Source organism: Frankia sp. CcWB2, from assembly GCF_977927585.1.
Map to the genome: position 1 here is coordinate 2,877 of NZ_CDWRCM010000019.1, position 1,505 is coordinate 4,381.

Annotated in this window: 1 pseudogene; it reads right to left on the reverse strand. The window is 74.5% G+C overall.

Annotated elements, in window-relative coordinates:
- Positions 1 to 1,313: pseudogene (locus tag ACY45C_RS03815) on the reverse strand (FtsK/SpoIIIE domain-containing protein); the annotation flags it as partial.
- Positions 1,314 to 1,505 lie beyond the last annotated feature (192 nt).

The window sequence follows — 1,505 nt, forward strand, 5'->3', positions numbered from 1 at the left end:
GCCACCTCAACACCCACCCCGGCGGCGCTGTCGAACTCCCACAGGCCGCGGGGCAGCATGTCGCTGATGGCGGGCGGCCGGGCGGCCTCCCGGGTGGCCGCCGCGGCGACCTGAGCCGTGACCGCGGCGACCAGCATGGAGTGCGGCGGCGGGTCCAGCTCGACCCGCAGCAGACCGGTCAGCGATGTGCACCAGCCTCCCGCGGCGACCCGGCGCCATCCCGGCCGATCGGCGAGGAGCTCGACCGCGGTGAACACCACCGACCTCGGCAGGGGTTCCGTCACCGAGTCCTCGTCCTCGTCGGGCTCCAGGCCGATGACGTCGGGATCCAGCGGCGTCACCTCATCGGGATCGTCCCGCGAGCCGCCCAGGACCGGCTCCGCACCGGACGGCCGGACCTCCACGATGGAGATCACCACCACCCCGCAGGACGGGCCCTGGGCCGCGATGGCGGCGAGCGCCCGCGCGCCCTCGTCGTGCAGCCGGGGCTCACCGAGCAGCACCAGGACGCGCCAGGGCTCCGAACGCGGAAGCCCAGCATCCTCCCGCTCCCGCAACGAGTCGAACCGGCCACCGAGCCGGTCCACAGTGATCCTTCCCACCTCCGCCGACAGCTCCGCGAGGACCTCCTCGAGCCGGGCCCGCGTCGTGAGCGTGGGAGTGGCCACACCGGCGGCACGCAGCGGCGCAAAGCCAGCGAGCCCGGCACCGAGCTCGTGGGGGTCATAGACGACGAGTCGGACCCGCCCGGCCGGCGCCGCGGCGAGGACGCGGGTCAGCAGGCCACGCACGAGGTCGACCGCGGCGGGCCGGCGGGACCGGGTCGTCTCGATCCGCAGGTTCAGGCCGTCCAGCAGCGGGATGGCCAGTGGCACCGTCCGGTGCTGCGCCGTGGGATCGTCGGGCGGCACGATGACCTGGCCGACCTGCCACAGAGCGGGCCGGAAACGAGCCCGGTCGCCGACCGGGGCGACGCCGAAGGGGCCGTGCCGCCAGTCGGGCGCCGCCCAGGACGCGCCGGCGAATCCACGCGCCCGGGAACGGGCGATCACGGCGGCCCGGGCGAGCTCCCCGGCGACGTCGAGCCGCCCCGCACCGGACTCACCGAGGCCATCAGCCTTCCCGGCGACACCGGAACCCGCTTCGGCCTCGATCCGGTCCGCCTGCTCATCCAGCCGATCGGCGAGCGCCAGTGCCGCCCCCAGCGAGGACTGGATACCGGCCACGAGCGTGCGCGCCCGCCGGGTACCCGACACGTTGACCTCCCCACACTGTGTGTTGCCGTGCTCGGCGTCGAGCCCCCCGACGACCATGACACGTCCGACGGAGCAAACATCCCAGAACGCGCCGACCGGCCGAACTGTCCTGCCGGCGCGACGGTCTGGGCACGGGGACCTCGCCGGACGAAAGCATGCGACGACATCGGCGACGTTATCGGTACAACCACCCGCAGCCTGGCCGTTCCGGACGACGGCGACGCCGGGACCACCGGAGCGGGCTACCCC